This is a genomic window from Clostridium ljungdahlii DSM 13528 (genome assembly GCF_000143685.1).
Lineage (GTDB): Bacteria > Bacillota > Clostridia > Clostridiales > Clostridiaceae > Clostridium_B > Clostridium_B ljungdahlii.
Window position 1 is genome coordinate 1,538,011 of the sequence record NC_014328.1, and the last position, 25,746, is coordinate 1,563,756.

Annotated in this window: 18 protein-coding genes; 14 read left to right on the forward strand and 4 right to left on the reverse strand. The window is 28.3% G+C overall.

The genetic code is table 11. From position 1 onward, the window contains the following. Positions 1-20: 20 nt before the first annotated feature. The 4 genes from CLJU_RS07040 to vanR all read right to left on the reverse strand — a co-directional run bounded on the left by CLJU_RS07040 (position 21) and on the right by vanR (position 3,464). Complete coding sequence (locus tag CLJU_RS07040) at positions 21-545, reverse strand: VanZ family protein (protein ID WP_013238100.1); 525 nt, start codon at positions 543-545, stop codon at positions 21-23. Between the two features lie 29 nt (positions 546-574). Beyond that, positions 575-1,552: a D-alanyl-D-alanine carboxypeptidase family protein gene (locus tag CLJU_RS07045; RefSeq protein ID WP_013238101.1), complete on the reverse strand. Its 978-nt coding sequence runs from the start codon at positions 1,550-1,552 to the stop codon at positions 575-577. 93 nt (positions 1,553-1,645) lie between these two features. After that, positions 1,646-2,788: a vancomycin resistance histidine kinase VanS gene (vanS, locus tag CLJU_RS07050; RefSeq protein WP_406540988.1), complete on the reverse strand. Its 1,143-nt coding sequence runs from the start codon at positions 2,786-2,788 to the stop codon at positions 1,646-1,648. After that, the gene (gene vanR, locus CLJU_RS07055) at positions 2,766-3,464 is read right to left on the reverse strand and encodes a VanR-ABDEGLN family response regulator transcription factor (RefSeq protein ID WP_013238103.1); all 699 of its coding nucleotides are present in this window, start codon (positions 3,462-3,464) and stop codon (positions 2,766-2,768) included. Before vanR ends, vanS begins: the two co-directional genes overlap by 23 nt. A gap of 495 nt (positions 3,465-3,959) precedes the next feature. Between vanR and CLJU_RS07060 the strand changes: the two genes are divergently transcribed. The 14 genes from CLJU_RS07060 (at position 3,960) to CLJU_RS07125 (ending at position 25,745) form a co-directional block, all read left to right on the forward strand. Then, positions 3,960-4,634: a response regulator transcription factor gene (locus CLJU_RS07060; protein ID WP_013238104.1), complete on the forward strand. Its 675-nt coding sequence runs from the start codon at positions 3,960-3,962 to the stop codon at positions 4,632-4,634. Beyond that, on the forward strand, positions 4,631-5,659 hold the full coding sequence (locus tag CLJU_RS07065) for a sensor histidine kinase (protein WP_013238105.1): 1,029 nt from the start codon (positions 4,631-4,633) through the stop codon (positions 5,657-5,659). The genes CLJU_RS07060 and CLJU_RS07065 overlap by 4 nt, the downstream gene beginning before the upstream one ends. Before the next feature lie 174 nt (positions 5,660-5,833). Further along, a complete protein-coding gene (locus CLJU_RS07070; RefSeq protein ID WP_013238106.1) occupies positions 5,834-7,099 on the forward strand; it encodes a S41 family peptidase in 1,266 nt (421 codons plus the stop codon). 1 nt (position 7,100) lies between these two features. Continuing rightward, positions 7,101-7,865, forward strand: a complete 765-nt coding sequence (locus CLJU_RS07075) for an ABC transporter ATP-binding protein (protein WP_013238107.1) — start codon at positions 7,101-7,103, stop codon at positions 7,863-7,865. Continuing rightward, positions 7,852-9,738 (forward strand): FtsX-like permease family protein, encoded by a 1,887-nt coding sequence (locus CLJU_RS07080; protein WP_041705069.1) that lies wholly within the window; start codon positions 7,852-7,854, stop codon positions 9,736-9,738. Before CLJU_RS07075 ends, CLJU_RS07080 begins: the two co-directional genes overlap by 14 nt. 253 nt (positions 9,739-9,991) lie before the next feature. Then, positions 9,992-10,363: a DUF3783 domain-containing protein gene (locus CLJU_RS07085; RefSeq protein WP_013238109.1), complete on the forward strand. Its 372-nt coding sequence runs from the start codon at positions 9,992-9,994 to the stop codon at positions 10,361-10,363. Between the two features lie 140 nt (positions 10,364-10,503). Continuing rightward, positions 10,504-11,574 (forward strand): DUF429 domain-containing protein, encoded by a 1,071-nt coding sequence (locus CLJU_RS07090; protein ID WP_013238110.1) that lies wholly within the window; start codon positions 10,504-10,506, stop codon positions 11,572-11,574. An 869-nt stretch (positions 11,575-12,443) separates the two neighbouring features. Next, positions 12,444-13,700: a UV DNA damage repair endonuclease UvsE gene (uvsE, locus tag CLJU_RS07095; RefSeq protein ID WP_013238111.1), complete on the forward strand. Its 1,257-nt coding sequence runs from the start codon at positions 12,444-12,446 to the stop codon at positions 13,698-13,700. 250 nt (positions 13,701-13,950) lie between these two features. Continuing rightward, positions 13,951-14,748, forward strand: coding sequence for a J domain-containing protein (locus CLJU_RS07100; RefSeq protein WP_013238112.1), 798 nt, complete (start codon positions 13,951-13,953; stop codon positions 14,746-14,748). 19 nt (positions 14,749-14,767) lie between these two features. Next, positions 14,768-15,160 carry an HIRAN domain-containing protein gene (locus CLJU_RS07105; protein WP_013238113.1) on the forward strand — a complete coding sequence of 131 codons (393 nt, stop codon included), beginning with the start codon at positions 14,768-14,770 and terminating at the stop codon, positions 15,158-15,160. Between the two features lie 166 nt (positions 15,161-15,326). Continuing rightward, a complete protein-coding gene (gene dptF / locus CLJU_RS07110) occupies positions 15,327-17,723 on the forward strand; it encodes a DNA phosphorothioation-dependent restriction protein DptF (protein WP_013238114.1) in 2,397 nt (798 codons plus the stop codon). A gap of 4 nt (positions 17,724-17,727) precedes the next feature. Further along, positions 17,728-19,125, forward strand: coding sequence for a DNA phosphorothioation-dependent restriction protein DptG (dptG, locus tag CLJU_RS07115; RefSeq protein ID WP_013238115.1), 1,398 nt, complete (start codon positions 17,728-17,730; stop codon positions 19,123-19,125). After that, on the forward strand, positions 19,106-24,391 hold the full coding sequence (gene dptH / locus CLJU_RS07120; RefSeq protein ID WP_013238116.1) for a DNA phosphorothioation-dependent restriction protein DptH: 5,286 nt from the start codon (positions 19,106-19,108) through the stop codon (positions 24,389-24,391). The genes dptG and dptH overlap by 20 nt, the downstream gene beginning before the upstream one ends. A gap of 334 nt (positions 24,392-24,725) precedes the next feature. After that, positions 24,726-25,745, forward strand: coding sequence for a DNA sulfur modification protein DndB (locus CLJU_RS07125; protein WP_013238117.1), 1,020 nt, complete (start codon positions 24,726-24,728; stop codon positions 25,743-25,745). The last annotated feature ends 1 nt before the right edge of the window (position 25,746 follow it).

The following is a 25,746-nucleotide window of genomic DNA, read 5'->3' on the forward strand; positions in this document are numbered from 1 at the left end:
CTAATATGTAATAAATATATTTAGAATTTCATTCTCACCACAAATAAATAATATAATATACGAGGTAACCCGATAGCAGATATTATTGTCACTGCAGTATATACTTTTTTCTGATCTCGTAATATAAACAATAAAAACTTATAACCTAAAATACCAATCAATCCACCCAAACAATTTAGAATTATATCATCAATGTCTGATGCTCCAATACTTAAAAGCCCCTGAATGACTTCCACAAATAAACTTACTGTAAATATAAACAGCAAATTGGTTAGTACTCTTTTATTATTTTTGAATAATAACAAATATGTACCAAGAGGAATAAAAATAACTATATTGCCAACCACATTACCAAAAGCAAATGCTTTTATATTTGCAGATCTGCTAGATATATATTCCATTATACTATAAAAAGGAATGAGATTGATTGACCTATGCTCCAAATGCGAAACTCTTGATAAGAACAATATTTTAATTAACAAAAGTATGTAACAAATGAAAACACCATATAAAAAGATTGTTTTAATTCTTTCTCGTTTATTCATAATACCTCCATTTTTCATTTCATCTCTGCTTATTTTCCTATACTGTTGTATACAGCTAATGCATCGGTAATATTATACTGTTCCGAATTGTGATCACCTTTGGCACCAGCTGAAATTAGAATGTAATCTTGTTTACCAACTTTGGCAAGACTCGCAAGACATAGACCAGCCTCATTGGTATATCCAGTTTTTCCTCCTAAAATTTCCCCGCCAATAATGTTTTGATTGTTTAGTCCTTTAAACATTGTACTGTAAAAGGTTATACCGCCAGGGTGTTTATTTGTAGGTTGTGTTGAATGACGGGACGAAGTAAAAATTTCCCTGAAAGTATCATTTTGCAAAGCATAGCTTAAAAGGATGGCTAGATCTTTAACTGTTGTATAATGGTTTTCATTCTGAAGTCCAGTGGTATTTTCAAAATGGGTGTTTCTCATACCTAGCTCAGCTGCCTTTTGATTCATCATTTTTACAAAATTCTGTTCTGACCCCGCAATTTGCTCAGCAAGGCCAATACAGCATTCCGCACCGCTTGGCAGCAGTATCCCATATAATAGATCCAATGCCGTTACCTGTTCATTCGGTTGAAAACCTGCCATTGATGCATCTTCTCCGTGCAGCTCATGAAACGCAGAATTAGTCAGTTTGACTTCTTCATTGAGATTAGGCAAATTTTCTATGGCAACAATGGCTGTCATCATTTTAGTCAAAGAAGCAGGATAGATTTTTTCTTCGCTATTTTTTTGCATTAAAGTGGTTTGATCTTTTAAACGGATCAGAATGGCATTATGGCTTTTAAGCTTACCAAAAGATTTAGAAAAAGAGGGAACCGATGTTGTTTTATCTTCAGAAGAATATAACGAGATTATATCATGATATTGTTTTTGTAATATATGTTGGTTTCTTGGAGTAATGATGTAGTTGCAACCCAAAGTAACAATGCTCGCTATCAACAAAAGTATTACAAATATGTGTGTTTTTGATTTTTCCTTTTTTACTTTTCGTACCATAATAAAATAGCTCCTTATTCTGTAATAATATTATTTAAACACAGAATAAGGAGCTATATTGGAAATTTATCTTATGAACGTCTTAAGATTTTATTAAGACGGAAGCTTTACTGTAAATGTAGTATTTTCTGAGTTGCTTTCCACAGAGATTGTTCCATTATGAGCTGTAACAATTTCTTGTGCTATTGCCAAACCTAGCCCTGCTCCACCAGTGTTTGTGGAACGTGCAGAATCTAATCTATAAAACTTTTCAAAAATAGTTTCAAGTTTTTCCTTCGGAATAGGATTCCCCTGGTTAGTAAAAGTTATTATAGTATTTTTGTCTTGCTGTTTAGCAGAAATATTAATGATGCTGTTTTCATAGCTATAGGCTATCGCATTTTTTAGAATGTTGTTGAACACACGAGCCAGTTTGTCTGCATCTCCACACAGAGTGAGATCGTCAGGCACATTGACGGACACCTGCTTTTCCTGTGGAGTCAGCATTGGATAAAATTCATCTGCCATCTGCTGGAGCATGAAAAGTAAATTGATTTTTTCTTTGTTTAGAACAATAGTTTGAAGATTAAATCTTGTGATCTCAAAAAACTCATTTATAAGCTGTTCTAATCGATAAGCTTTTTCCAAAGTGACACCCACATATTTTGCCTTCTGTTTAAGAGGCATATCAGGAGCTTCATCTAGAAGACTTAAGTACCCTATAACGGAAGTCAAAGGTGTCTTTATATCATGAGCTAAGTAAACTACCAAATCATTTTTTCGCTGCTCAGCATTAAGTGCAGCTTTCTTTTGTTTTTCCAAGTTGTTTTTTATCTGATTTATCTTATTTTCCATAAAATCCAATTCCGGTGATAATGTAATTTTCGCATTAGATTCCTCAGTAAGTTTATCCATTCCAGCGCTGATTTCATCAAAATATTTTGTGAACCAAAAAACAGAAAATCTAAAGAGGATAACTAATAAAAATATTAGGATTACAACAAAAAGGATCATTTCTATATTATTGCGAATCACCAACTGATAGATTTCTTGTGCGTCCGAATTTTTAAACTGAAAGGCTTTGACTAAATATCCAACGATACGATCTCCAATATGTCCACGCAGTATATGGCGCAATAGATAAACAGCCACAGCAGCGGCAACTGTAATCAAAAACATTTGAAAAAATACTTTGCTTTTTAATTTTGTATAATCATTCCTTATTTTATCTCTTTTAATTTTCAATTTTATAGCCAATCCCCCATACCGTTTTTATATATTTAGGATGTTCCGCACTGTCGTGCAATTTTTCCCTTAAATGCCGAATATGAACCATTACCGTATTATTGCTATTGGTGAAATACTTGTCTCCCCATACCTCATGGAACAATTCTTCTGAGCTTATAACTCGTCCGCGATTGGAACAAAGAACCCAAAGAATTGAAAACTCTGTAGGAGTGAGAGATAGCTTTTTCTCATTCAAAGTACATTCATGGGTATTCATGTCCAATACCAAGCCGGAAAAGGCAATCAACTGTTCTTCTTGGTTCGGTTCTCCAGAATTATATTTGGTAAATCTCCGGAGCTGTGCCTTTACACGGGCAACAAGTTCCAAAGGGCGAAATGGTTTAGTGATATAGTCGTCCGCACCTAATGTTAGTCCGGTAATCTTATCAATTTCTTCTTCTTTAGCTGTCAGCATGATAACCGGAAAATTATGTTTTTCCCTAATTTTCTGGCAGATAGTAAAGCCATCAATATCTGGCAGCATGACATCAAGTATCGCAAGCTCTAACTGTTCCGACTCAACACACCGAAGCGCGTCTTGACCGTTATAAAATTTGTATATTGTAAAACCCTCATTTTTTAAATAAACTTCAATTAGGTCAGCTATGGACTGCTCATCGTCTACAACCAAAATATTGATACTCATAAATTCTATCCCTTCTTTCTGATTAAGCCAAGCAGTATTATAGCACTGCAAAAGAAAAATTTATATTATAATAATTTTATTATGAAAATATAGTTATTTTAACAATTAGTCTGAACATAAATATGGATTCAAATTGCGCTATAGCAGAATTATACCATATAACTAGTTAAAAATATCTGATGAACTAAAACTTCTTTTACTCTACATCACAACTTGTAATGGTTTCATCTGAAAAAATTCTCTTGTGTGCTTTTGATGTTTCTGGCTCAATGCTTATTCCATTATTAATCAGGCAGTAATGTGTAACTTAGATTATTATGTGCTCTATTTATAGTTCTTTTTATGTGAGTATTTGTTTAAATAGGCTGAGTTGTAGGATATAATAAAGTAAGAAATTGTTTTTTATGTTTTAAAGCATCTTTGTAAAGAAGGAAGTAATGATTTCTGAGGCGTAGGAAATGGAAAATACAATATTTATAACATTGAGGTGAAAGCATGTATAAAATAATGACAGTAGAGGATGATTTAAAACTTTGCAAAGAAATACAAGAAGCTCTTTTAAAGTGGGGCTTTAATCCTGTTAAAGTTAAAAACTTTGAAGATATACTTAATGAATTTGTACAAAATAAACCTGAACTAGTCATTATGGATATAAACTTACCTTGCTTTGATGGATTTTACTGGTGTCAAAAAATAAGAGAAATATCAAAGGTACCAATCATATTTTTATCCTCAAGAAACACAAATATGGATATAATAATGGCAGTACAAATGGGTGGAGATGATTTTGTTACAAAACCATTTTCTATAGATATATTGGTGACTAAGCTTCACGCCATGCTTAGGCGAACATATTCTTATGGAGAAAATTTAGGAGATGTACTTGAGTGTAGGGGGGTTATTTTAAATATAAATGACAGTACCTTATCTTATAATGAAAACAAAATAGAATTGACAAAAAATGAATTAAAAATACTGCTTCTTTTGATGAAAAATATAGGAAAGATAATATCAAGAGATAGGATTATGAGAATTTTGTGGGATGATGATACTTTTATTAATGATAATACATTAACTGTAAATGTAAATAGGCTTAGAAAAAGGCTTGAAGACATAGGCATTAAGGATTTTATAGAAACTAAAAAAGGACAAGGATATGTAATATTATGAGTTTAAAAGTATATTTGAAAAAGTCTATATGGGCAATTATACATTTCATTATTATAATCACAATAGTTAATTTAGTATTAATAGGAACCACAGAATTTTCAAAGATTATGTATGATGTTATATACATGAATATTTTAGTTTTTTGTGTTTCTATATTCTTTTTAATATTTAGATATAAAAAGTGGAAAGAACGCTATAAAGATTTTTATGAAGGGTTGATGCAGGGGAAAAGTGTAGACTTATTAATTGCTAAAGATGATGTTTTTGAAGCAAAGCTTATTAAAGATACAATAAAATTAAAAAACAAGGAACTTTATGAAAATGTAAATGAGTTAAAAGAAGAACTTGATGAGTTAAATGAATATATAACAAAATGGGTTCATGAAATAAAAATCCCTATTTCAGTATGTGAATTAATATTGGACAAGCTAGAAGATACTGTTGATACAAATAGTGATATTCCTGAAAGTTTAAGAGGTGAACTTGCAAGAATAAAGTTTTTAGTTGAGCAGGTACTTTATGCAGGCAGAGCATCTAGTTACTCACAGGATCTTCTAATAAATGAAGTAAATATAAAGCAAGTAGTAAATGAGGCTGTTAAAAAGAATGCATTTTTTTTCATTTCCAAAAAGATAGATTTAAGATTAAAGAAATTAGAATTTAACGTGTTAACAGATAAAAAGTGGCTTTCTTATATATTAGAGCAAGTTTTAAATAATGCTTGCAAATATGTGGGTGAAAATGGAATAGTGGAAATTTATTGTGAAGAAGATGAAAAAACTATAAGATTATGTGTAAGAGATAATGGAATAGGAATATTGCCTAAAGACATATCCAGGGTATTTGATAAAGGCTATACAGGAAGTAACGGAAGAAAAAATGGAAAATCAACAGGAATGGGATTATACTTTTCTAAAAAAATGGCTGAAAAGCTAAATCATGATATAAAAGCTGTTTCACAAGCTGGAAACTATACAGAATTTATTATAACTTTTTATAAATTATCTGATTATTTTAAGGTATGAGCTTAATGCTCATGCTTTTTTTTCTTGCTTAAAAATACTTAAGGTTACGAAAATGTCACATAACACTTTAAAATGTCATGTAATGTGATGGAGAAGAAAAAATAAAAAGATTAAAATTAATATATAGGATTAAGGAGGCCCCTTAAAGTATATTACAAGGAGGAAAATAAGCTTATGCTTAAAATAAAAAGAAAAATAGCAGCTGTATTAATGATAAGTATAATGTTTGCTTTTTCAGGATGTGATAACAGCAGCAAGTATGTTTGTAAAAGTGGTGATAGGGTAGAAGCCTGGCAGAAGGATTTGGATTATCTTAAAGAGGAGCTTCCTAAAAAACATAAGAATTTATTCTTTAAATTAAGTAAGGAGCAGTTCAACAGTGAAATTGAAGGTTTAAAGAAGTCTCTAAATAAAATGAATGACGATCAAATTCAAATGGGTATAAACAAAATAATGACTTCTATTGGTGATGGTCATACGGGTACTAACATAAGTTCAGAAAAAATGTTCCCTTTGGATTTGTATTGGTTTAATGATGGTGGGCTTTATGTTATTAATACAACAGATGAGTACAGTCAAATCAAGTACAATAAGCTGGTAAAAATTAATGATAAACCTATAGAAGAGGTAATTAAAAGTGTTTCACAAGTAATTTCTCATGATAACGAACAGGGTATAAAAAGCCAGATAGGTTATTATATTGCAATGCCCTCAGTACTTCATGGACTTAATATCATAGAAAATATGGACAGCTGTAAATTTACTTTTGAAGACAGTAACGGGAAAGCATCAGATGTGAATTTAAAACCATTAAGTGGGGATACAGTATTTAATGCTGTAATTGGTAAAGGAAAAGAAGGAGAGAAGACTCCTTTGTACATGAAAAATCAAGATAAAGCTTATTGGTATGAATATTTAAAAGACAGTAAAGTAATTTATTTTAGTTATAATCAATGCTCTGAGATGCAGCAAAAAAGCTTTAAACAATTTTCTAAAGAACTTATGGATGTAATTAATAAAGAAGATGTGCAAAAGCTTGTTATAGATTTGAGAAATAATGGAGGAGGGGTTTCAACAATATTAAATGATTTCATTAAGAAAATATCAAAAAGCAAGATGAATCAAAATGGAAAGATTTATGTCATTATAGGTAGAAAGACTTTTTCATCTGCAGTATTAAATGTTATAGATTTAAAGAAAAATACTAAAGCAATTTTTGTTGGTGAACCTACATCAGGAAAACCTAACCATTATGGTGAAGTTAAAAAATTTAAGCTTCCAAATTCGGGATTAACTATAAAGTATTCAACAAAGCACTTTAATAATTATGATAATGACGATTCTGAATTTATTCCAGATAAAGAAATAACAGCATCTATAAAGGATTATATAAATAATGTTGATCCTGTAATGGATTATATAATTAAAGGGGGTAGATAAAATGAGTACAGTAATAGAAACTAAGGATTTAGGAAAAATATATGGTTCAAAAGCAGTGGCTTTTACAGCACTTCATGGTATTAATCTTAAGGTAGAGGAAGGTGAATTCTTAGGGATTATGGGCCCTTCTGGAGCAGGTAAAACTACTTTGTTAAATTTGCTTTCAACTATAGATGTGCCAACCACGGGAAATATTATATTTAATGGTAAGGATATAACCCAATTAAAAAATAAAGAACTGTCATTATTTAGACGGGATAAGATAGGTTTTATTTTTCAAGATTTTAATTTGCTGGACACTATGACTGTAGAAGACAATATAGCACTGCCTTTAGCATTATCCAAGGTAAATCATAAGAAAATACAAAATAAGGTGAAACAATTAAGTGAGTTTTTTGGAATTGATACACACTTGAAAAATTATCCATATGAGCTTTCAGGAGGACAAAAGCAGAGAACAGCAGCAGCAAGGGCTTTGATAACAGAGCCTTCCGTAATATTTGCAGATGAGCCTACAGGAGCTTTAGACTCCAAATCTTCTGCAGAACTGCTTCAATGCTTGAGCAGTATGAATGAAAAATTAAATAAAACAGTGATAATGGTAACTCATGATGCTTTTGCAGCAAGTTACTGCAAGAGAATATTATTTATAAAAGATGGAAAAATTCATGCCAGAATTGATAAAAATGAATCAAGAAAGGAATTTTTCCAAAGAATAATTGAAATGCTGGCCGCTTTGGGAGGTGCAGTTAATGAACTCCTTTAGTATAGCCTACAATAATTTTAAACATAATATAAAAACTTATGCCTTAAACCTTATGGCAATGATTTTTTCTGTGGCAGTTTATTATAATTTTATAGCTTTAAATGATAATCCACAAATTGTTCAAATTAATGAAATTATGAATATTGTTAGATCTGCATCAACTTCAACAGCAGTGTTACTTCTTGTATTTTTAGTATTTTTCATTTGGTATTCAAATTCCTTTTTTCTAAAGCAAAAGAAAAAGGAAATAGGAATTTATGCTTTTATGGGCATTGATAATTATAAAATAGGATTAATTTATGCCTTAGAAGGATTTTTGCAAGGACTTCTATCTATAGTCATTGGCAGTTTTGTTGGAATATTATTTTCAAAACTATTTATAATGATTTTATGCAAAGTTGCTTTTTTAGATGTGAAAATAAACTTTTTTATATCAGTACATGCGTTGATTGAAACAATTATTACATTTTTAATTATATTTTTTATAATTTCAGTTTTAGGTTATTTTAATATAGTAAGAAGTAAATTAATAGATTTATTTAATGCTTCAAGAAAGCAGGAAGGGCTTCCTAAGTTAAGTAAATTTAAAGCAGCAGCTTCAATCATAATAATTTTAATAGCATATGGTATGTGCATAAGCTTGCCCAAATTAGCGGTAATTGGCAGCGTTCCTATTATAACTATAATGATTATTTTTGCAACTTACTGGCTTTTTGGTTCTTTTTTTTCAATGATAATGAGATATATTTTAGATAAAAAACAAATTTTATATAATGGTACAAACATTGTAAGCATATCCAATATTGTTTTTAGAATTAAAGAAAATTACAAGACCCTTGCAACTATTGCTATTTTGATTGCATCAGCAATTACAGCCTTAGGGACAGCAGCTTCAATTAAATATAATACCAATATAGAATTAGATCTTCCTTATTCTTTTACTTATATATTAGATGGCAACACAGGAGATGAAATTGAACCTAAAGTTAATAAGTATATTACTTCAGCAAATCACAATATTTTATTAAAGGAAAAAGTAAATTTTATTTTTGTAAATAAGTCCAAAACTGATGAGAATTTTTCAGAAGATGAATTTATGGTAGTTAAAGCTTCTGACTTTAAAAAGATAACAAAAGATTTAAAGGTTAAAGATGCAGAAGGAATTTTACAAAAATCAGAACTTAAAAGCGGTGAGGTAATTTATGTACAAAGACCTAAAACCCTTGTACAAGCAAGTAAAATAAAAAACATTGAGATTAACAATTTAAAATATAATGTGAAAATGGATTTAAAAACACCCTTATTTGGTGGAATAATAAATGATCCTTGTTTAGTAGTAAATGATAAAGATTATGAAGCTATGAAGGGGAATTTTAAGGAAAGCAAATTTTACGGAATTATAGTAAATGATCAGAAAAATACATTAGATTTGTCTGCAAAGTTAAGAACTATAAGAGTTTTAGACAATAATTTATATTCTTATGCTCAAAAATATAGATCTGGGTATGAAGCTTATGGAGTTATTTTCTTTATGGGATGTTTTTTAGCATTGGTTTTTGTAGTAGCTACAGGAAGTATTATTCACTTTAAAATTTTAAGTGAAGCTTATATGGACAAGGAAAAATATAAGATTTTATTAAAAATTGGAATGACAGAAAGAGAACTGAAAAGCACCATTTCAAAACAAACAGCAGTATATTTCATCTTGCCTTTGCTTGTAGGTGTAATTCACAGTTCATTTGGTATAGTGATATTAAGCAGGTTAATGGATTGCAATTTACTATTGACTACAGCTATAAGTGTTGTAACTTTCATTGTAATTTATGGGATGTTTTATATTTTTACATTAGGTAAGTTTAGAAAAGTTATTTAAGTTAGCTGAATATTCATATGGTGGACGGGGTGAATAAGTATATTTAAATTGTAAATAGTAAAAATTGTATAGTAATTTATGTGAAACTGCTATACAATTTTTATATGTAGGATACTATTTTAGGTATTAATTTAGGAATTCTGAAGAAGTAAATTTGGTGATGATTACACATGAATGATATTATAAATAAGGATAAGATTTTATATCAAAAATGGAATATATACAATAAAAGTTTTATAGAAGGGATGAGAATATGAAACCAACAATTTTATTGTTTAATTTTACAGATAAAACTCGATATAACAGTGTTATAAAGGCTATATTGCCGCTTAAGATTAAAATTAAAAAAGTAGACAGGGAGGATTACCTTCAGCCAATTGGTTACTTAGCTGGTAAGAAAGATATTGATCCTGCTGTGGAAAAGTATGAAGGACCTGAACTTGCTGATGAAATGCTTTTGATTTCAGATCTTACAGATATGAAATTAAATCAATTACTGCTCTCTCTGAAAAAATCATCTGTAAGGATCAAGCTTAAAGCTGTTTTAACTCAAAATAATGAAAAATGGAATCCAATACAGTTATATGAAGAATTAATAAAAGAACATGAAGCATTGAATAAATAATAACAAAAATTGTCCTCTCTGCTTCCAATTTTTGAAAGGTAACAGACACCTTACAGAGATTGGTAATGAAATGAACAATCTCTGTTGCTAAGAGGTAGTTCGAAATGAAATGGCAAATAGGAGAATTTTAAGGAGAGAAAATGAAATTTTGTGGAATAGATGTACATTTAAGAATTCTATCAATTGCAGAAATAGACGAAAATTTCAATATAAATTTATTAAAAAATATGACTTTAAATGAATTAAAAGAATATATAATGAGTACTCCTATAACTTTAATAGGAGTAGATGCACCATATAATCTAAATCAAGGTTTGATGAATGATGAAGTATATAGAAATAAGCTAGGTAGAAAAATTAATGGACATTATAATAAAAAAGTTTCAGAGTACGAGTTATCGAGAAGAGGTATAAATCCATTTTCTACTCCATCGTCTATGGAAATAGTAAGAAGTAAAAACTATTTATCTTGGATGGAAACAGGATTTAAAGCGTACAATATTCTAAAAGAAAAAGGACTTGAATTACTAAATGAAAGCAATTTAAATGAAAAGAAAGATAGAGGAATGGTTGAAGTATTTCCTCATGCTTGTTTTACAGTTCTTTCAGGAAAACTTCTATCCAATAAAAGCACTGAAAAAGGAATAAATGAGAGAATAAATGTTGTTGAGGGACAAGGCTTTACTGGAATTAGAGATTATCTTCAAAATATAAATAAGAAGTATAAGGATGATTTCCTAGATGCATTAATTGCAGCTTATACTGTATATAAAATATATAATGGCAACGGAACATTTGTTGGTGATATTGTAGAAGGACAGATTGCCTTACCAGTAGATAAAATTAAAGATTCATATAAAAGAGCAGCAGATCCAGAGTCTAATATAAATAAAAAAGAAGATTCTATAATAATTCAATTCAATAAGATATATGAGTATAAAGTAAAACATTGTGATAGTGTATTATGGTTAAAGCATTTTAAACCAATTAACGGAGCACCAGATGTTTTAGAATTATTAAAAACCAAGCAGAATGAAGATATTAATGTAACTATAGCAGATGAAAATAATGAAATTGTAAATGTCACCTTGGTAAGTATGAAAAATAGAAGTGATGGCTTAAAAGTTTCAAATGAATATAAGAAAATACTTAAAGATTTTTGGGGAAGTAGTGGAGATGGAAGAGAATACATAATAAAAATAATATTTTAAAGGAATATATAATAATGGAGATAAGTTTTAACTTTCAGAAGTTTTATAAGCTTTTGTAGAAGAGTTACTGTTTATCTCCATTTTTTTACTGTAAAAGGAGATGAAAATGAAACTATTATGGTATACAGATAACTTATTTTTTAAAGATAAAAAAGCAATTATGGAAAGAATATTGATATCTTATAATTTTGCAAAGTATATAAATATTGATTAGTTGAAATATAAAGTAACTGCCGCTTTTCAAAAATTGAAAGTGAAACGAACAAGATTTGCTGCTATTTATCCGATGTCTACAATAAGGATGGCTATGTGAACAACTAATATAGTCATCCTTAATCCAATTTATTGTCCGTAAGTCAGCTACTGTAACACTCCCACGCACTCTGTGAAAGCGACTATCACCAAATCAAAGATTTGGGATATCTGCTTTTCTATCAAAGTGGGAGATATAAGAACTCTTGAGCTTAAGCAATTTAGAGTTCTTATGCTGTGCATAACAGTAGCTATGCCACTAGATAATTCATCTATATTATTATATTTATTAACACATTATCTTTTCTTTCCACCATGCGTAACCAACAGTTGCTTTGGCAGACTGAGTAGGCGTTTCAGGATTTGACAAGAAAATTAAAAATCATCCCCCAGGAGGAAACATAAACTTTCCAACTTCTTCACTTGCAGTGGTAACTTCTGGATAACTTCTATTTTAAATACATTGTCTCCGTCATAGGGTTCACAAAATAGCAGTATAATTTGAAACTCTATGGTATATAAGTAATTAATATGACTAAACTAAATATATCTTGCAAGTAGGTGAAAAAATGACAAATAAAGTACTATAGTTTCAATGAGAGAGGGATGTGGATAGGATGAGTATAGGGTATGCATGTTTAACTATAGGAGTTTTAAATACTAATTTAAAAAGCTGTAATGCTAAAAATGTATGTGATGAGAAGTTATTAGATGTAATAGAACATAATTTGAAATCTCTTGAAAATATGATTGCGTATAACATAAAAAATAGTATACATCTCTTTAGAATTAGTTCTGATTTAATATCTTTTGGATCAAGTCCTTTAAATAAGCTGCATTGGTGGGATATATTCTCTAATGAATTTTCTAAAATTGGTAGGAAGATCAGAGAGAACAATATTAGGGTTTCAATGCATCCTGGACAATATACTGTGCTTAATTCTCCAAATAAAGATGTAGTAAGCAGAGCAGTGGAAGATTTGAATTATCATTCTAAAGTTTTAGATAGCCTCGGAGTTAATGTAGAGAATAAAATAGTGCTTCATATTGGTGGAGTTTATAATGACAAGAAGCAAGCAATAAATAGATTTATAAGCAATTATGTAAATTTGGATGATAGGGTGAAGAGAAGACTTGTTATTGAAAATGATGATAAATCCTATAATATAAATGATGCGATTGAAATAGGAACAAAGCTAGGTATACCAGTTATTTTTGACAATTTGCATAATGAAATCAATCCATCTAATGATGATAAAAGTGAATTGTACTGGATAAATGAATGTAAAAATACATGGAAGGATAAAGATGGATATCAGAAAATCCATTATTCACAGCAGGATATTTCAAAGAAAACGGGCTCACATTCAAATACTATAGCAGTAGATAGATTTGTTGATTTTTATGGAAGCTTGGAAAGAGAAGATATAGATATAATGCTTGAAGTGAAAGATAAGAACCTTTCAGCAGTAAAATGTATAAATTCCATAACCAGGGATAAAAGAATTAGCAAGCTTGAAAATGAATGGAGCAAGTATAAGTATACTGTTTTAGAAAGTTCACCTAAAATTTATTTAGAAATAAGAAATTTGCTTAAGGATAAAAAGAATTACCCTGTTGTTCAATTTTATAATTATATAGATGAAGCTATGAAAGAGGAAGTTATACCGGGTAATTCAATAAATGCTGCACTGCATGTATGGGGATATTTTAAAAATATAGTGGATAGTAGAGAAAAGGAAAGTTTTCTTAGGAGCATTGATAGGTATAAGAAAGGGGAAGTTTCTATTAATGTAGTTAAAAATAAGTTGTGGAAGATGGCAGTTAAATATGATGAAAGGTATCTTAAGGATTCGTATTATTTTATATTTTAAAGCTAGTGATAATTTTATAGAATAATTATACGTATGTACTGGACAGTGGCTGCCATTTAAAATAGAACCTTTGAAGTAAGGAGGGATAGTAGATGTATTTATCTCCATTTTTTTACTGTAAAAAATAATTAATATGTTATAAAATAATAGTATAATTTGAAATTTTATGTAAAAAGAGTAATCAATGAAGAATAATTTATAGAAAAATTTTAGTGAGTTGTTTTTATTATTATCTTAAGGAGTAGATGAAATGGAAGAGAATAGTGTAGGCTTTAATATAGAATATGAAAGAAAAAAGAAACTTCTTAAATCATTGATAGAGCAACTTTCTAAACTTATAGAGGAAAAAGATTTTTTTTTAAATGTGAAAAAGGTAAATATAGAAACAAAATATATGTGTTCTATTGGAAAGTATGAAATGGAGAGAATGAACTTAAATTTTGAAATAAGAGCTTTGAAAAAAGAAATATCCCTTAGACAATCAGCATTAAATAGGGGAGAAGTTGTTTCAGAAGAACATATCGAACAAGTTATGAAAGAAGAATTGAGAGTTTGGAATGAAAAGGTAAATGCTTTTTCCAAGCAGATAAAAGATGCAGAAATATTTATGAAATTACCAAAGCTTTCTGATGAAGAAAGCAAAAGATTTAAAAGCTTATATAGAAAACTTATAAAGCTTTTGCATCCGGATATACATAAATGTGATGAAAGGGACAAACTTTTGTGGCAAAGGGTTTGTGAAGCTTATAAGAATGGAGATTTAGAAGAATTAGAGAACTTAATGTATTTAGTAGAAAACAAAAATATGGATGATTTATTATATAAACAAGATGGAAGTATAGAAGATAAAGTTGAAAAATTAAAGAATTTAATCTTTAAATGCCTGGATAAGATAGACAAAATAAAGAAAGTGTTCCCATTCACAATTGAAAAAGAGATTTCAAATGACCAGTGGGTGAAAGACAAAATTGATGAAATTCAGATAAATAATCAGTTATTAAAAACATATAGAGATAAATTAAAGGTTGTACTTAGCGAATTTAAATAAGCTTTAGGGGATGTAAAGTATGGATAACAAGGCTTTAACTAAATTTAATACTTCAAGGACAAGCCTCATAAATTCCTTTTCTGCAGGAAATTTACCCATGCCTTATGCCAATGAGATATTTTTGTTAAATATATGGATTGCGGGTTTGAACTATTATGAAGGACATAACATAGAGGGTGAACTAAATGTAGGAGACAAGCTGTTGTTAAAAAGGGAGCCCAAAAATCAATATGATAATTTGGCTATAGAAATATATGATGCTAAAAATAGAAAGTTAGGGTATGTGCCAAGAGCGAAAAATGAGGTTATATCAAGGCTTATGGATGGCGGAAAGCTCTTGTATGGTATAATTACTGAAATTAAATATGAATATTTGGAGATAAGTGCAGATATTTTTATGAGTGATTTTTAAATAATAGAAGTGAAATTGCTAATAATTTATAAAAAAAAGTTTACTAAAGTGAGGAATATGTTATAAAATAACAGTATAATTTGAAATTTTATGTAAAAAGAGTAATTTGTAAAATTTAGTATAAAATTTAAATAGAAAGCAAAGTGCGAGAGAGGATGAGATAGTATTGGAAGAAGACGTTTTTGCTTATCTAGATAAAAAATATAGATATTTAAATAATTATATAAGAGCTATAAATGAATCGTTATTTGTAGCACCAACTACAGCAATAATTAAAGGAAGAACTTTTGTAGAAAATTTAACTCAAGAAATAGCTAAGTTAGAAGGATATGGATTACTAAATCATATGACCCAAGTTGAACGATTAAAAAAGTTAGAATTTGAAGGCGTTTTTAGCGATAATATTGAAAAATTATTTCATGCAGTTAGATTACAAGGGAATAAAGCAGCACATTCGGATGTTGAAGGAGAGCTTGAAGTTGCTTTAAATATGCATAGAAATATATACAAAATTACATGCTGGTTCGTTAAAACTTATATATATCAAAAATTTGAAGCCTTACCATATAAAAGTCCAATGCCATCTACTGAAAAATGTTCCTCAATAGATTTGGAAACAATAACTAAAATAGTAAAAGGGACTATGGATGATTTAATGGACAAACAGAATGAGAATAGTTCCAATGAACTTGAACATAGTAGTTCTGAAATATCATCAACTTTGGTAGAAAATAAAAAGGATATTGATGATGCTTATACAGGGTTACTTATTGAAGATATTTTAAATGATGAACCAGATAAAAAATGCTTAGTCCAACAATTAACTAAATTAAAGGAATCATCTAAAGAAGCAGTAGAAGGATTAAGTGAATTTACTCCATTTAAGAAGTATATGCATATAGTAAGAGATGCACAGAACAGTTTAGAAGAATTAATCTTTAAAGCTAATGAATCGAAGAAAGCCCAATTGATTTTAGTTTGTGGCAGTGTAGGTGATGGTAAATCGCATATAATATCATATTTCAATAATAAATATCAAGATATTATGAAGAAATTTACTCTTCATAATGATGCTACAGAAAGTTTAGAACCCCAAAAAACATCAATGGATACACTTAATGATGTTTTAGATGAATTTAGTGATGAGAAAATTGATATAAGTAATCAAAAATTTATATTAGCTATTAACTTAGGAACATTAAATAATTTTATTGATTCTAAGTATGGTGAAAGATTTACAAAATTAAAAAAATTTGTTCAGGATAAAAAAATATTAGAAACTAGCATTGAAGATAGCGGTTTTGATGAGAAAAATTCTTTTCAATTTGTGAATTTCAGTGATTATCATATATTTACTTTAAAAGATGGAAAAGTTCATTCTGATTATGTTAAATCTTTAATACAAAAAATAACGCGTTCATTAGAAATAGATTTTCAAGAAAAAAATATCTTTTATGCTTCATATAAGAAAAATTGCAGCCAATGTGAAAATAAGGATTGTTGTCCTATTAAGGCTAATTATGAATTACTATCAAAAGAGAATGTACAGGATTCTATCGTTGAGTTATTAGTTCAATGTATTGTTAAAAATAGAATAATAATTTCAACAAGGGCTCTTCTAAATTTTATGTATGAATTAATAGTGCCTAGGTCATATATTGATGTTAATTCGCCTACTTTTAAAAATAAAATATCAAAGCTTAATATTAAAGATTACATAAAATCACTAATGCCCAATATTATTTTTGATCATAAGGAATTATCATTTATATTTGAAGCATTAAATGATATTGATCCATTAAACGTAAGAGATGAGAAAGTTGATGATTTTATTATTGATTTTAATAATGCTGTAAATTTATTGGATTACTTTAAAGAATATATAGACTTCCCAAAAGGATACCTGGGTAAAATAAATGAAATTGATTTCAATGAAAGCGAATCCAAAAATGCAGTAAGGTTTGAATTGTTAAAGTTATTTATTAGAAGTTATTATATTTGTAAAAAAGAAGATTTGTTTTCATTAAGGGATCGTGTTTATGATGATTATATGAATGCAGTGTTTTACTGGAATAGAGGCGATAAAGCAAGGCTTAAAAATGTTTATAATAATGTAAGGGATGGCATTATAAATTGGAATGGAGAAGCTGATAAAGATCATATAAATATATTTATGGGGAAAAATCAAATTAAATATAAAATAAGTGAAAAAATTGAGTTAAAAGTTGATGCAAGTAATTTGACTAAAAATGATGAAGATGATCTTAAAAAGTTCATTGAAACTCTTAAATTAAAATATAAGAGCGAAAATTCAAAAACATCATACGAAGTAGATGTAGATTATAATCTTTATAAATTATTAACACAAGTAAATAATGGATATAGACCTAATAAGAAAGATAAAAATCGCTTTATTAAGTTTATTGAGTTTATAAATAAATTTGAAGAAACAGGGTCACAAGATGAAGAGTTGTTATTTACTGAAAAGAATAAGGAAAATAATAAGCAATTTAAATTAGAGTATGATGAAGAATTTGAAACTTATAGATTTGTGGAGATATAAGATTATGGATGAAAATATAGTTTATAAATTAGATTTGGAAAAAATAGCAAATGATTTTAAATTTAAGGATAACAGCTTGATACATAGTCAATGTAATGAATTTAAGTTACTGCCATATGCAGCAAATGAAAAAACGTTGGTTTCAAATTTTAATGGTGTTATAGGGGCATTTTCAAGAATTATTTGTAGTAAGGAATTAAAAGGTGAATTTAATGCTGCAGAGTTTATTGAAAACGTTGCTGAATTTGTTGGAGAATTTGAAGGAACTGCAAGCAAGGAATCTTTTAAAGATATTGTTAGGACCATGTTTATTGATAAAGATAATAAGTTAGTTAATTTCAATATAGAAACAATCAATTATATATCGTCAACAAACGCAGATGAGAAAGTAGCAAAATTTTTGTATTCAGTATTTTTTAGTGAAGATCTAAAAGAGAAAGTTAAAGAACATTATGATAGAGATGTTGATAATATTTTATATAAATTAGTTTTAAAAGCACTTCCAGAATTGAAGAAAAAAAATATTTTGGTAGATGAATATAAATGTTATTTACCATTTGTAAAGGAATTATTTATAAAAGACTTTAAGTTTCTTTTAAAAGATGAGGAGTTATATAAAAATTCTATCAAGAGGTTTTTAGAATATTATTATATATTTTATGTATCTCAATTATCTATGAAATTGGGGGAATTTGAAAAAGCAGACTTAGGAAAGCCTGATAAATTATATTTTTCACTTGGATGGGAAAGTATATCTAAAAATAGGACAGCCTATATTTATGGATTAGAAAAACTTAAAATTTATGCTGGTTCTTTATTTTCTCATGCTATAACGCTAGAATTTTTAAATCATAATAATTTAGATGAGCAGTTAGGATATAAAGAATTATTTGATATATTTAATAAATCTGGAGAAGAAGAAATTGAAAAACAGATAGAGGAATTGTGCAATCAATATATAGAAAGAAGACAAGATGGAATAGCGTGGAATGAATTTAAAATTAAAATATGTAATAGTGGAAATAAAGCATTTGATAAAGTGTATAAATTATTTGAAGTTGTAGAATATCAATTTCAAGGAAAGACATCAACTAGAAGTAGAGCTAATGCTGCATATAATAATTGGTTTATAAAATTTACGCAAGAAAATTTTGGAAAGAGAAGAGGCTCTCTTGGATACAGCTTAAACTTAAATGAGGAAGATATAATTTTATTAACAAAAATATGTATTAATGATAATAAAAAATTGAAGTTAAGTGTATTGTTTGATGAATTTGAGAAAAGAGGCATTTCCTTTGATAGAGATTCTCAAATTAAGATAATACAATTATATGAAAAACTAAACTTATTAGAAAAGAAATCAGATAGTGGGGATGCGCAATATGTCAGATCAATTTTATAGTTATTTATCAGATAAAATAATAGAATTTTTTAAGGCTAATCCATTAAGTTCAGGAGCTAAATATAATATACAATTTGAAAAAAAGGAGCAAGTAGAAGCTTTATATGAAGAATTAAAAGATAATTCACTTTATAAAGAATTTGAATATAAGGATAAAGGAAAAGTTAAATATACATCATATCTTCTTAATTATCCTAATGTAAAATTGATTGTTGCCGCAACAATTAGTGATATACAACCAGATTTTTTAACTAGACTTAGGAATATAGTTGGGGTTGAAGAAGGATATAAAGATAAAGCTATACTTTTTATTCATAATACAACATTAGATAGTATCATGGGAGGTACAGAATCCTTTGCAAAGGAAGGAATGCCATTTAATATCAACTCTATTCAGAAAGATATAAGAAGAAAGTTAGACGATGCAGAATTTTCTGAAGTGGACAAAGAAATTATTGAACTAGATTTAGAAAGAAAAAAGAAAGATTTTTTTAGTGACAGTATTTCTATATTTGAATATAAAGACTTATTAGCTACAGTTAATGGTACATGTATAGAAAAAGATCAATATAAGAAATTTGGATTATTTTATGATAGAAAATTAAAAGGCTATACAGGAAAAAAGCTGACAAATAGATTAAGAGAGAATGCGGTAAATTTTAATAGAGTTGATGATATTTACAACTATGGAAATCCAGAAGCTCAATTGGAAAAATATTATGATGAAAAAGGAGTAGGAAAGCTTACAAAAGAAGATTGGACAAATGTTGATTTTACTGACATAGAGAAGTCTATACAAGACAAGAAAAAGAATACGTTAGAATATAATAATGTTTCTGGTTCTGAATTATGGGATAAAGAAGAAGGAAACTCAAAAGCTAAAGCTAGAATAAGAAATATTATAGTTTTTAATGAAGATGAAAGAGATGATATAGAATTAGAATTTTCTTTTGATGATACTTTATATAAAGAATTTTTAAAAACTGACGGGGATATAGATGCTTTAACTTCAGGTAAAAAAGTAAAAGCATCTATACATAATTGTAATGAAAATGCTAGTTTTTATAAAATAACTTACAAAAAAGATGTTAAATTTGAATTTAGAATAGTAATAGTAAGATTTAACGAAAGATATTTTGAAAGTATAAAAACAAGATATTCTGTTATATTTAACAAAGGGAAAAATGGCTATATTTCTGTAAATACAAATGATTCATCAATTGTATTTAATGAATTTGCTGCAAATTCTAAAATTCATGAGCTTAGTGATAATTATGATACAGTTGACATAAATGAAGATGAAAAATTAACTTTAAACATAAGTGACTCATTTGAATATGAAAATGACAGTGATTTAGTTAGGTTTAAAATAAAAATTTCAGATTGTGTTGTTCCATTTGGAATTGTAGGAACTAGTGAAAAGGTTGCACCAGTTGATGGCCTGCGAGTTTGGAAGTTAAAAAGAGAAAATAAAAGTGATTTCAGGTTAATAGGAGATAATAAGCTTCAGCATGGAACAAAAGAATTTTTTACAAGAGATGAATTTAGAAAAAATCTTCAGTTAGAAAATCAGATTATTGAGATGGGCGGCTTGTGCTTTATAGAAACAGCTGAGGGGTTAGAAACTATTGATTTAGAATTGGATGATAAAGTAAAACAAGCCTATTATGATATACTAAGATATTTTAAGACATCTAATAAATTGCCAAGTTTAACGTATTTAAATGAAGATTTGAAACAATTGTATAGAAATTTTATTAAATGTTATGTAAATGAGTTGAATAATATTAAGGAAGGGACAATTCTTACTAAAGAACAAAAGAATTTATTTAAAATTGGTACAATTAAAAGAGAAATAGAAGATAGAGAGCTAATGTTAACACCACTTCATCCTATAAATATTGTATATCAATTACATTTAAGTGATGAGTTATCTGAGGATGAAATGAATGATGATATTGTGAAAAAACTTTCTTCAACATATCTTTTACCATATATTACTGTAGACGAAAGAAAACTGTACATACCGATAGAACAATTTAATTCATTGGAATGGAAATACTATGTTGATGAAGCACTTCCAAGATATAAAAGTTCGCGAGACTTTGTATCTAAATTAGTAAACGAAAAAATTGAGGAATTTGTAGGCCATTTTAGGTATTTATTTAACATGTCAAGTAATGCACCTATAAGAATTAATTTAATTAATACTGGTGATAGTAAAGAAATATTGCAGGGAATATTTAAATATTATGTAAAGCAGCTTAGGGCTAAAAATAAAGATGTTTTACCGATTGATTTATTTATATATTCAAATAAAAATATAACAAATGCATTTGAAGAGGTTGCATTTAATGATAATATAGATGATTTAAAAGAAACTTATAGTTTAGATTTAAATGTTGAAAATATGTCAGAACAAGATGTCTTGGATTTATATAGAGAAAAAGTCCATTTCTATTCGAAAAAAACAGAGAGGGGAATAGAATATGCACATATTACTTTTGTAGAAATGAGTGATAACGCAAAAACAATAGTGTCCAATATGGATGAGATACCTTCAGGTATAGTATTGAATGGATTAATTTCTGGAGTACCATCAGTATTTCAGGGAGATTCTTATAGAACAGGATTTGGCATAAAATATTCTAATGATAAAACAGATTTAATGGTAATAGCAAGTAGGCTTAATGCATTAAATACAGCAATTGGTGGGGCACCATTTCATGTAAATCAATGTCAAGCGATTTCAATACCTAATAATAGCAAAACAATTTTAGAAGATATTTATAATGCAAGTCATTGGGTTACATTTATAGATCCAAAAGTTGATTTGAATTTCTTTAAAAATGATCCAGATGCAAAAGATTTACTTATAATTCATTATAGTGATCAATACACAACGGCAGGTGGATATGATGCAATTACAGTAACAAGAAAATCAAGGCCATACCAAAAAGTCATAGAAGAATATTTGACTAAAAAAGGAATTGAAAATGCAAAAGAGCATTCCTCAAGTATAATAAATATGTTTAATGCTGTAAATGGAGATTGGCTTTTAAGTTTGCTATCAAGTAAGTCACATCGTCCAAAAGAAAAAATAAGCATATTAGCAGCAATTAAATTAGCATTGGCCAAGTTTAAAAATGATAATATAATATGGGTTCCTATATCTTTAGAAGAGGTTTTAAGAGTATCAGGCGGTGCTGGACTTAAGCAAAGGGAAGGTTTCTTATCTGCTAAAAAACTAGGCTTTGAAGGTAGTGGGTCTACAAGTGATGATATTCTTTTAATTGGAATAGAAGCAATAAATGAAGAAGTGTATGTTTATTATTATCCGATAGAAGTTAAAATAGGAGAAAACAATAATTCAGTAATAGAAAAAGGTGTAGAACAAGCCAAACATACTAAGAATATATTTAGTAAATTATTATTACCTAAAGAAGGTAATGAAATTACAAACACACAGAAGGTATATAGAAATTTTTTAATGCAATTAGCAGTAACAAGTGCAGAAAAACTTAATTTATATGAAGTGTGTAATGAAGAAAATTGGAATAGAGTTATTGATTCTGATTTAAGAAGAAAACTACTTAATGAAGAATATGTTATTAGTAATTCTATAGAAGAATCACTTGGAATTGCAGCAGTTATATCTTTTAAGAAGGAAAATAGCTTTGAATTAGTAGATATTCGAAAAGAGGATAATGTTATGATTATTGAAATGTCGGAAGATGATGCATTTAATTTCATAACAAAAACTGTTGGTGAAATAAGAGAAAAAGTAGGTTCAATAGAGATTAATACACAAGTACATTCAAATATTCCAAGTCAACAAGATGATTATACTATTGTTCAAGGTGGAAATGAAGGGGTAACAGCAGATGCAGAAATTGCCTCGACTAAACCTGTAGAGGATATAAAAGTACCAAAAACTAAGATAAATGATATACCTATAGCGGAGGTAATAAAACCTAAAATTTCTGATGAAGTTGAACCAGATAATAATTTATCAACACCGCCAAGTAGTACTGATGATAATATTGGAAGAGAAACAGCAAGTTTAGGGGTTGATGCTGATTCATCATCCCATTGTGAAAATAATAGTGCTAGAAATATGCAAATTTTATTTGGAGTAAATCAAAAGAGTAATAGAGAAATTTACTGGTGTCCAAATGATACAAATAAGTTAATGCATACAAATACAGGAATCATTGGGACAATGGGAACTGGTAAAACTCAATTTACTAAATCAATGGTTACGCAAATTTATAGAGAATCTAAATATAATGTGGACGGAAAAAAAGTTGGAATATTAATCTTCGATTATAAAGGTGATTACAATAAGTCAAAGCAGGATTTCTTAGATGCTACAGATGCAAAAGTATTTGAACTTTATCATTTGCCTTTTAATCCATTGTCATTAGTTAAATCGGCAAATACAAAACCTATGTTGCCTCTTCATACTGCAAGTGGATTAAAAGAAACCTTAGCAAAAGCTTTTGGATTAGGTCCTAAGCAGGAAACCTTATTAAGGGAACTTATAATGGAAGCTTACGAAAAAAGAGGTATCATTAAAAATTTATCAGATACATGGGATAAACCAGCACCTACATTAAGAGATGTATATGATGTTTATATGGGTAGAGAGGATATAAAGAAGGATGACAGCTTATATGCAGCATTTAGCAGCCTAATAGATTTTGAAATTTTTGAACCAGATCCAAATGAAACCAAGAGTTTATTTGATTTAATTGATGGAGTTACAGTTATAGATTTATCAGGATATGATCCGAGCATACAAAACCTTGTTGTGGCCATAACTTTAGATTTATTCTATTCACAAATGCAGGCTTATGGACATAGCAAAATTGATCGTAACTTAAGACAATTAAATAAGATTGTATTAGTAGATGAAGCAGACAACTTTTTAAGTAAAAACTTCTCGTCGTTGAAGAAGATACTCAAAGAAGGAAGAGAATTTGGGGTTGGAACTATCCTTTCAACACAGTTATTAAGCCATTTTTCTACGAGCGAAAATGAGTATGCTAATTATATCCTAACTTGGGTGGTTCATAATGTGGCTGATTTAAGTAATAAGGATGTTAAATATATATTTAATACTCAAAGTAAGTCTGAAGAAGAAAGTATTTATAGTAAGATAAAGAGCCTTAATAAACATTATAGCTTAGTTAAGATGGGTGATAGTGATAGAGCTGTATTTATGAGGGATAGGGCTTTTTGGGAGATAGTGAAAGAGAATTAATGTGAAATATGGTTACAAATAGAAAACAAGAATGTAGTAGTATATATTTGTGGAGTTAGTTATGCTTACAGATATAATAAAAATAGAAAATTATAATAAAATGATTAGTATTAGGAAAACTTGAAGAAATATTTTATTGGTGTAATAGAGCTGAACTTGAAGAAATGTTGAAATATTATTTATAAGCATAAACATTTATCATAATAATGATAGTCATTTATTAGATATTTTTAAAATATAAAACGATTAATATAAAAGTATTTATATAATTTATACCTGGAAATTAGCAGAATATGTATATAAAAAATTAGAAAATATTGAGAGGATAGCAAAAATGGGGGTTAAAAAATTTAATTGCATTAGAATTAATGATTTTTTAAATAATAAATATTTACTCAAAATAAAGTATAAAGATTTAGTAGAAATAACAGAGATTAACAAATTAAGCGTAAATAGAATTGTAGATGAAACGAAAGCTAGCAAGATGATTTCTTTCATAAAACAAAATAATAAATTTTATCCAACTATAATAATGGTTGTGTCAGATAAATGTGACTTAGAATATGATAATACAACTTCAACTCTATTATTGAAAAGTAACGAAGATAAACTACTAGGAGTTGTAGATGGCCAACATAGATATAAATCAATAGAGTTAATGTTAAAAAGCCAAGAAATAGAGGATGATAAAAAAGATAGATTAAAAGAAAAGGAGCAAGCAGTTTTTTTAATTGACAAGCTTACTAATCAACAGCAAAGAGATTTATTTTTGGAGATAAATGGAACACCAAATAAAGTTAAAAAAGGAACTCAGCTTAGACTAGATATCAGTACATATAATTATTATGGATTAAGATTTTTAAATGAAAATAGTGAGTATCTGTGTAATATTAATTTTGATGAAGATCAAGTATTAAAAAAGAACGAAAAGAGACTACCATATAAGTTTATTTTAAAATCTAATGCACAATTATTAAAAGATTTTGAGAACAATTATGAAAAAAATCTTATACCAGAAGATGACTTAAATAAATACTATCAGAGTATTGAAGAAATTTGGAAATTTATCTTAACAAGGGTGACAAGTTATATGTCTAAATCTGATACAATTAAGGACACAGTATATTCATTAGAAATTTATTATACTACTATTTTTGATGAAATTTATAAAAAATGCAAAGCCTTATATGAAGATATAACTGATGAAAATATTAAAGCTGAGTTCAATAAGCTAAAACCGTTTTTTGATATAGATCCTGTTGAACTTAAGAAAGAAATTGATAAACTATTTGGAAGTAGAAAAGTAGAGTGTATTAAGAAAATAATTGAAGAACACACTAAGGAGCAACAATAAA

Excerpts from the sequence above, each read along its gene's own strand:
- CLJU_RS07040 (WP_013238100.1), bottom strand. The coding sequence starts at position 545 with ATGAATAAACGAGAAAGAATTAAAACAATCTTTTTATATGGTGTTTTC.
- CLJU_RS07045 (WP_013238101.1), bottom strand. The coding sequence starts at position 1,552 with ATGGTACGAAAAGTAAAAAAGGAAAAATCAAAAACACACATATTTGTA.
- vanR (WP_013238103.1), bottom strand. The coding sequence starts at position 3,464 with ATGAGTATCAATATTTTGGTTGTAGACGATGAGCAGTCCATAGCTGAC.
- CLJU_RS07060 (WP_013238104.1), top strand. The coding sequence starts at position 3,960 with ATGTATAAAATAATGACAGTAGAGGATGATTTAAAACTTTGCAAAGAA.
- CLJU_RS07065 (WP_013238105.1), top strand. The coding sequence starts at position 4,631 with ATGAGTTTAAAAGTATATTTGAAAAAGTCTATATGGGCAATTATACAT.
- CLJU_RS07070 (WP_013238106.1), top strand. The coding sequence starts at position 5,834 with ATGCTTAAAATAAAAAGAAAAATAGCAGCTGTATTAATGATAAGTATA.
- CLJU_RS07075 (WP_013238107.1), top strand. The coding sequence starts at position 7,101 with ATGAGTACAGTAATAGAAACTAAGGATTTAGGAAAAATATATGGTTCA.
- CLJU_RS07080 (WP_041705069.1), top strand. The coding sequence starts at position 7,852 with ATGAACTCCTTTAGTATAGCCTACAATAATTTTAAACATAATATAAAA.
- CLJU_RS07085 (WP_013238109.1), top strand. The coding sequence starts at position 9,992 with ATGAAACCAACAATTTTATTGTTTAATTTTACAGATAAAACTCGATAT.
- CLJU_RS07090 (WP_013238110.1), top strand. The coding sequence starts at position 10,504 with ATGAAATTTTGTGGAATAGATGTACATTTAAGAATTCTATCAATTGCA.
- uvsE (WP_013238111.1), top strand. The coding sequence starts at position 12,444 with ATGAGTATAGGGTATGCATGTTTAACTATAGGAGTTTTAAATACTAAT.
- CLJU_RS07100 (WP_013238112.1), top strand. The coding sequence starts at position 13,951 with ATGGAAGAGAATAGTGTAGGCTTTAATATAGAATATGAAAGAAAAAAG.
- CLJU_RS07105 (WP_013238113.1), top strand. The coding sequence starts at position 14,768 with ATGGATAACAAGGCTTTAACTAAATTTAATACTTCAAGGACAAGCCTC.
- dptG (WP_013238115.1), top strand. The coding sequence starts at position 17,728 with ATGGATGAAAATATAGTTTATAAATTAGATTTGGAAAAAATAGCAAAT.
- dptH (WP_013238116.1), top strand. The coding sequence starts at position 19,106 with ATGTCAGATCAATTTTATAGTTATTTATCAGATAAAATAATAGAATTT.
- CLJU_RS07125 (WP_013238117.1), top strand. The coding sequence starts at position 24,726 with ATGGGGGTTAAAAAATTTAATTGCATTAGAATTAATGATTTTTTAAAT.